The 6,889-nt window shown below is 43.8% G+C and carries 5 protein-coding genes; 2 read left to right on the top strand and 3 right to left on the bottom strand.

Annotated elements, in window-relative coordinates; translation table 11 throughout:
* The 3 genes from IQ270_RS26520 to hsdR form a co-directional block, all read right to left on the bottom strand.
* Positions 1-641 (bottom strand): type I restriction-modification enzyme R subunit C-terminal domain-containing protein (locus IQ270_RS26520; protein WP_193976154.1); only part of this gene is annotated, 641 nt, incomplete at its 3' end.
* Between the two features lie 88 nt (positions 642-729).
* Entirely contained in the window at positions 730-1,215 is a 486-nt protein-coding gene (locus IQ270_RS26525) for a PIN domain-containing protein (RefSeq protein WP_193976155.1), read from the bottom strand.
* Between the two features lie 20 nt (positions 1,216-1,235).
* Positions 1,236-3,617, bottom strand: coding sequence for an EcoAI/FtnUII family type I restriction enzme subunit R (gene hsdR / locus IQ270_RS26530; protein ID WP_193976156.1), 2,382 nt, complete (start codon positions 3,615-3,617; stop codon positions 1,236-1,238).
* A 1,094-nt stretch (positions 3,618-4,711) separates the two neighbouring features.
* Between hsdR and IQ270_RS26535 the strand changes: the two genes are divergently transcribed.
* Entirely contained in the window at positions 4,712-5,221 is a 510-nt protein-coding gene (locus tag IQ270_RS26535) for a hypothetical protein (protein ID WP_193976157.1), read from the top strand.
* Entirely contained in the window at positions 5,218-5,904 is a 687-nt protein-coding gene (locus tag IQ270_RS26540; RefSeq protein ID WP_193976158.1) for a nucleotidyl transferase AbiEii/AbiGii toxin family protein, read from the top strand. The genes IQ270_RS26535 and IQ270_RS26540 overlap by 4 nt, the downstream gene beginning before the upstream one ends.
* Positions 5,905-6,889 lie beyond the last annotated feature (985 nt).

Below are 6,889 nucleotides of genomic sequence, written 5' to 3' on the forward strand. Positions count from 1 at the left end.
GAACTAGGAATTTCCAACGCTGCAACTCCTTCTTCTGCATATTTATCTAACAAGGTTTCTAAAACTGCTCTTGCTTCTTTACTATAATCCTTAAAAAAGTCTTGCTGATCTTTGCGTACTTTCTTGACTCGCTCCTTCCAGTCCAAGTTTGGAAAACGGATAAAATCAACGGGTTCTCTAAAGGTATAGTTAACTTGCTCAATACCTCCCATAGTACCAGAAGCATATACAATGCCTCGTCTACCTGCTTCTCCGCTTGGCTCTACCCAGTAGATTCTTTCAAAATCCATTTTTATATCAGAAATCATTTGATTATCCAATTCATATAAGCAATCTCCTTTAGTTCTCAAAATAGCATCTTTCCTTTCATTAACCCCATTATGTTGTACATCATTGCAATGGTAGTAAAGCTCAAAGCTTAATGCTAATTTTCCCTTCATTTCTGTGAAAAAAGCTGAAACAGATGATACTTTCATTGCAAGCCCAGCTATTTCAAATCCAATTTCGCTAACTAATTCTGGTTTTAATCGTAGATTAATAACGCTATCAATTTTTAGAATAATATCAGAGTAGTTAAGGGGTGGAACATTCTTTTGAAGAACTTTAAGACACGATGCCATATTATTATAAATAGATACCATTCCACCAATTTTTATACAATCATTTAACAAGTTGTCAGCTAGTTCATTAGTTTTACATTCTTTGCCTTTAAAGAAGGCTTTATCACCACTAATAAAATATATAATTATATGAGTTTGAAAGTGTTAATATTGCTTCCCAAATAGCAGAATCTTTAAATTGCTGATTACTTTCTCCATTAGGCTGAGATTTTTCATTGATTCTCCTCAGTGCTGATTTGGCGTGTTCAAATGTAAAAGGAATCCTAATAATTAAGTCATTTAAGTCAGTTAATCTTTCTGTAACAGTAGCTTGCAATTGAGCTTCGTCCGGGACTTCATAAAAACACCTACAACCCATAATCACTTCAATAACTTTAAAGCCTTTGTTAATTTTTTCAACCGCCTCAAGTCCTTGTTCGACTGTATTTCTCGTCAGTTCCTCTTCTATAATTTCTGGCAGACCTATTTTTCCACTACTTTGTTTGAGGATGTAACGTAATGCCGAACCCATAGGAGTTCTCAGCAAAAGATTAGAGTCTTGTCTCCATATACTTGTGTCAATTACTACGCAAATCGGTTTTTGTTCTACTGACATTACAACCTCCTTCAGTTTTATTAAGCCGAATACAACAAAGTTTGTAACTGCTCGACTGCCTGTTTCAATTTATCCGCCCCGCCAAATTTAGCAGCAATTTCCCGCACGTTGCCATACTTTTCAACTGGTTTCACCTTCAGAGATGCTGGCATTACCAACTGCTGTGGCCCACCTTGAGCGTAACCGTCAACTAGAATTTCAAGGATTGCCTTAGCATCCGCGCTGTACCGATCGAAAAAGTCTTTATTATGCCGTTTTAGCCGTTCGGCCCGCTGCTTGCAAGTCATCACTGGCGCATTAAACGCAATGTGACACAGTAAATCAAAGGGGTCTGCGTCTGGTTGATTGGTGGCGGCTTTCAAGTCCTCAAAGTCAATTCCTCTGTCTGCTAACTGGTCGATAAGGAGCGATCGCTCTTCTGGATTTACCCACCGCTGCTGAATTTCTAGCACCGAGCGGTAGAGGGTGCGGACTTGCTCTTTGGTATAGTCTACCAGCTTGAAGGAACGAAGCCGGTTGCCATTGGGGTCGAGTTCATAGACCACTTCGCCGATGACTTCGCACTGGCCGCCATCAAAGTAATATTTGCGGGGTGGTGTGTCGTCATCATCAGGTACACCAGTAAAGCCGCGAGGGGCATCACCTTCGGCAGGTTCAACTTCATCCGCTTCTGGCTGTTCTGGTTCTATGACTTGCTGGCTGCCTTCAATTGTTTGCCCTTCATCGTTCATCGCCTCGGTTTCAATCAAAGCCGGTTTGCCGTCAAAGGCTGGATCGGCAAATAAGCGAGTGCTCTGGGTATAGTCGAGGATGTTGAAGAACAGCTTGCCGTTATCTTCATCGACACGGGTGCCACGCCCAACAATTTGTTTGAAGTCAGTCATCGATCGAATGACCCGCACCAGGACAACGTTTTTGCAGGTGGGAATGTCTACACCAGTTGTCAGCAGCCGGGAAGTCACTGCGATCGCCGGGGTCTGGGTGAGTACGTCTTTGAATTTATAAAGCTGCGATTTCCCTGTATCGCCGGCTGCTGCGGTCACGCGGCATACATAATCGGGGTGTTGCCTTGTCAAATCAGCGTTCAGGTTGTTGAGCGCTGCCACCATTTCCAAAACGTGTTCTTCATCCAAACAAAAGACGATCGTTTTGCCAAAGCGGTCAGTTTTTTTGAGGAAGTCGGTAATGTGGCGGGCGATCGCTTGCGTTCTGACTTTGAGAGCCACAGCCCGCTCAAAATCTCCTGTCTGGTATTCTTCATCAGGAATGGTGCGCCCGTAGCGATCAAGGTCATCATAGTTAGGCCGCCACCCCAAAGCATCGTAGCTGGTGGTGACGCGATGCACCCGATAAGGCGCTAAAAACCCGTCTTCAATGCCTTGGGCTAAGGAGTAGGTATAAAGCGGATTGCCGAAATATAGGTAAGTATCAATGTTGTCATCGCGCAAGGGTGTAGCAGTTAGCCCTAACTGGTAAGCCGGTTGGAAATATTCAAGAATTTCTCGCCAGTTGCTATCATCCCGCGCACTTCCTCGATGACACTCATCAACCACAATCAAATCAAAGAAACCAGGGCTATATTCTCGATATAAACCAGGATTATTTTTATCTTTAGCAATTGCTTGATAAATCGCAAAATATATCTCGCGACTCTTGACAGCTTCCCCTTGGATTTTGTGAATGATATCTTCTGGAAAAGCTGAGAAATCTTTGAGCATCGGGTCATCAACTAAGATGTTCCGGTCTGCTAAAAATAGAATCCTGGGTTTGCGGTGTTCGCCAGTTGCATTCCATCCCAAATTCCACAACATTTGACAGATTTGAAATGCAACAGTAGTTTTGCCCGTCCCAGTGGCGAGGGTTAGCAGCAAGCGTTTTTGATTGCTGAGGATAGCTTTGATGGCTCGGTGAATGGCGATGCGCTGGTAATAGCGAGGGATTTTCCCGCCCGTCAAATCAAAGGGTGTCAGCAGTTCCCCTGCTACTTCATCGCTCAATCCCTCAGATTGCCTCAACCTTGCCCAAAGCTCATTAGGACTGGGAAACGAGTCCATTTGAGTCATTAATCCAGTCGTGTAATCAAATTCATAAATGCTTTGACCGTTCGTAGAGTAAGCAAACTTTAAACCCAAAACTTCAGCATATTTTTTAGCTTGCTGCAACCCATCCTGAGCGTGTTTGTATTTTCGCTTTGCTTCAACAACAGCTAAAGGAAAATCGCGAGTGTAACAGAGCAGATAATCAGCAAATAGGCGCTTGCGACGGCGAATTTTGCCTCCCGCTATTAAAATTCGACCCGCATCAATGTAATATTGCTCTGTTAGGAAATGAGGTTCTTTATCCCATTCTTGAAGTTTGGGCAGAACGTATTTGCGACAAGTATCAGCTTCATTAAGACCCATAGCCTGCTTACAGTCAAGTTGAATTAGGATAAGGTAGCCCGTTTGCGTTGCTGCTGAGCAGTATCCTAACTCTACTGCATTACTGCATTGCTTTTCAACATTAGTTGCCAGCGGGAGTGCGGTGTGTTTCCCCAACGTACAGCAGCTATCTACTAGCTCAACTTTTCTCCCGTACATCACAGATTTATACGTTAACTGTCAAGGCTGGCATAACGGCTGCGGTACTGCCAATTTCCTTACACTTCTTTTTTAACTTGATTTTTAATTCAATTCAGAGACGGTAACTTGACTATTAAATCAATTCGGATTTTGTTAAAAACGCTCTTAATCGCGCTTTTGTTTTGGAGGGTAAAAGTCTGGCAAATGCCGTATAAAATCAGGCAATAGCTGTACAAAAACAGGTAGAATCCAGGCAAGAGCCAGGACTGCATTATACCTGTTTTTATCCGAAAATGTCCGGCAATAGCCTGAGTTTTTCTGTCCCTTTGCTGCTTTTTTGTGCTGTTCGTGTCACCTGCTTGTTGAGCCAGGTTATGGCTGTTCTCGATTAGTAGCAAGCAATGGTTTTGCGATCGCAAACCATAATTAATGCGTGCAGACAAAAAATAATACACCCTTATGAATAGGGAATCCTAGGTGTCAAGGGGCTTAATTTTTACCCGATATTCGACTGTGCTGATTGCACGAACATTGCTCCTGCTTTTGTGGTGGCTTTTGTGGCAGCACAGGCATCAATTGCCACAACTTTCCGATCGCACACTTAGCGGAGCGAGTCTCACTCGCTCTCTTGTAAACTAAATTTTATGCAAGATAGGAAGCTAGGAAAAAAAGTTAGGAGCAGTGGTAGCAATAGCAATGCTGGGAGATATATTTATACCGATACGGGTAAAGGAAAGTTGCGGCTGAGTTTTCTCAAACTTATAGTGCGATCGCTCCTACCCACAACAGCCTCAAGCAACCGGGGCGAGCGCTGTATTCGGTACATGGCGATTGCCCTTCAACGAGCGCCTCGCAGTAAATTAAAGTCGCCACACCTTAATTATTCGCTATTCGCGAATGTAGAATAAAGGAAACAATGCACGAGCTCATCCGCTATGCTAAAACCCCAAGATATCCTTGCAATACTCAAAGTCCACAGTTGGGATTCAACGAACTGGACGTACAGTTCTCTCGCTCAAAGCTTGGGCATGAGCGCATCAGAGGTTCATGCTGCCCTTGAGCGTTCTGAAGCTGCCGGTCTGTATTATGGCTCCGAGCGGAAAATTTTGAAGCAAGCGGTGTTGGAATTCCTGGTTCACGGACTACGCTATGTATTCTACGCCCAACCAGGCCCCCTCTCGCGGGGACTGCCAACTGCACATTCTGCTGAGCCCTTGAAAAGCAAGCTGGTTGCCTCACCGTCTGAGGTTTATGTTTGGCCTGACCCTCAAGGTGTCGTGAGAGGGCAGGCGATCGCGCCTCTGTACCGTTCAGTCCCCCAAGCTGCTAATAACGATCCAGAACTCTACGCCTTGCTTAGCCTCATTGATGCACTGAGGGTAGGTCGGGTGCGGGAGCAACGTTTGGCAGTCGGCGAACTTGAAAAAAGGATCGTCGCTGTATGAACCCGCAGATACTCATGCTGGAAATAGTTGCCAGGGTACTCTCGACTGTACCCACTACCATCGTCTTCACAGGAGGGGCAACAATATCGCTTTACCTTGATGAAGCTGCGGCCCCCGACATTCGACCCACCGATGATGTTGATTGCGTTGTCTCCATTGCATCCAGGGCTGAATACTACCAACTCTCAGAATTGCTGAAAACTATCGGGCTTCAAGAGAGTACAGAATCAGGCGCACCGCTGTGTCGCTGGCACTATGAGGAAATTTCAATTGATGTCATGCCGTGCGACTCCTCTGTATTAGGGTTTTCCAATCGCTGGTACAGGCCGGGCATTGCTAACTCTATTCGCTACCAACTTCCAAGTGGTAGGCAAATCCTAATTTTTTCAACGCCTTACCTCCTCGCCTCCAAAATAGAAGCTTTCATTGGTAGAGGTGGGGGTAACTTTTATTTTAGTTCTGATATTGAAGACATCGTGGCATTACTTGACGGGCGTTTTAGTTTGTTCGAGGAAGTGCAGCAAGCTGACGAAGAAGTGAAAGCATTTTTATCAGAATGGTTTCGAGCCGAGCTTGCAAATCTGTGCGAAATCGCGCCTGCTTTCCTCTCACCCGTTGCTAAAATTTCAGGTCGCTCTCGCTTACTCTTGCAAAGAATTGAAAGGCTGGCGATGGTAGTTTAGTAATTGAGTGCTAGCAATAGACGGCAGCTCCCACGCTTTCCGAGGTCAGCCAAACACTCATTTTCAGCCTCAACGGAGCGCAAACACCGGACAGTAATGCCTCAACTTTATTGCTGGTGCTGGCATAAAGGCTGCTATGCTACAAAATCGCTTCAAAACTTTTAGCTACCTGCCAATTTTCTCACACTTCTGAAACTTGACGTTTAATTCAATTTAGATATCGGAACTTGACTATTAAATCAATTCAGCTTTTGTTAAAATCGCTAAAAAATCGCTAAAATTTGTGGAACGCTAAAGTCAGGTGTTTGCTGTACAAAGTCAGGTGTTTGCTGTACAAAATCAGTGAGAATACAGGCACTAGCTGGGAGTGCACTATACCTGTTTTTATCAGAAAATGTCCAGCAAGAGCCTGCATTTGTCTGTCAAATTACTGCTTTTTTGTGCCGAGAGTGCATTTGGCTATTGAGGCTGGATATGGCTGTTCTTTGTTAGTAGCAAGCAATGGTTTTGTCCGTACAAAACCTTATTTATTACTTTTAAATAAAAATAATGCACCCTCATGAATGCGGAATCCTAACCGCAACGTAGGGTTTAAGACTTTCTTAAGCTTTAATGACAAATGTAGCTAACTGTAATACAAATTAAGCTGAATATTATACAGCTCTAATAAATTAGAGAGGAGAAGGAGTTGACAACGCCGAGCGTGTCGAGCAAACACTTTAAAAAACAAATGGTAGGCTCATCAGTTATTGAGTAGCGATCGCAACCAGTTATCCTCAGATGGCGGGGGTCACTTTACACTCCAATTTTCCTCTTTTGGGTGAAGTTGGAAGTAGTTATATATTTATAAAATGAGATAAACTTAACTATTATCATGGCTATGAAGCTCAAAAAATTGCCTCAAAGTCAGCCAAATCAGTCAAATCAGTCAAATCACAGACTTTCAAGTCGGCTGGAAATAAGATTGTCTGACTCTGACTACAAT

The organism is Microcoleus sp. LEGE 07076, assembly GCF_015207455.1.
GTDB lineage: Bacteria > Cyanobacteriota > Cyanobacteriia > Cyanobacteriales > Microcoleaceae > Microcoleus.

Coding starts and splice junctions, on each gene's coding strand:
- hsdR (WP_193976156.1), bottom strand. CDS start 3,617: ATGGGTCTTAATGAAGCTGATACTTGTCGCAAATACGTTCTGCCCAAA.
- IQ270_RS26535 (WP_193976157.1), top strand. CDS start 4,712: ATGCTAAAACCCCAAGATATCCTTGCAATACTCAAAGTCCACAGTTGG.
- IQ270_RS26540 (WP_193976158.1), top strand. CDS start 5,218: ATGAACCCGCAGATACTCATGCTGGAAATAGTTGCCAGGGTACTCTCG.
- IQ270_RS26525 (WP_193976155.1), bottom strand. CDS start 1,215: ATGTCAGTAGAACAAAAACCGATTTGCGTAGTAATTGACACAAGTATA.